The organism is Myxococcus sp. CA051A (assembly GCF_013336705.1).
GTDB classification, from domain to species: domain Bacteria; phylum Myxococcota; class Myxococcia; order Myxococcales; family Myxococcaceae; genus Myxococcus; species Myxococcus llanfairpwllgwyngyllgogerychwyrndrobwllllantysiliogogogochensis.
The window spans coordinates 1-436 of the sequence record NZ_JABUMS010000083.1; the positions used below are offsets into that span (position 1 = coordinate 1).

The 436-nt window shown below is 72.9% G+C and carries 1 protein-coding gene; it reads right to left on the reverse strand.

Features of this window, described 5'->3' with window-relative positions; genetic code table 11:
* Positions 1-436, reverse strand: a 436-nt coding sequence (locus HUA74_RS45015) for a carotenoid oxygenase family protein (RefSeq protein WP_174459520.1), incomplete at both ends; no start/stop codon positions are given.

A 436-nucleotide genomic window follows, 5' to 3' on the forward strand; every position in this document is an offset into this window, starting at 1 on the left:
CGCGCGCAGCCGGTCTCCGTCCTCCCACGCGTGGCCGAAGTGGAAGACGAAGCCCGCGGGCAGCTCCCGCCGCACCACGCGCGTCAGGTCCGCCTTGTCCACCACGAGCACCGTCGTGCCCAGCGCCGGCTGCCAGGCCTCCGCGTCGAACCACGTCACGTCGCGCTCGCGGTCCCACACCAGCGGCGCGAGCACCACGACGAGGTGGCGCTCCGTCTGCGCGAAGGCGTGCGCGTAGCCGGAGAAGGGCATGGGCAGGTGTGCGGACTGAAGCATCCGTCCGTCGGCGCTGAAGCGGTACAGCAGCATCAGGCCGTGCTCGCCCGCGTACGGCGCGAGGCCGAAGTTCCAGTAGCTGCCGTCGCGCTCGGGCAGCGGGTGCGCGGAGAAGGGCACGCCCGTGAGCTCCGGGGACCAGTCCTTCGTGCCGCGCGTC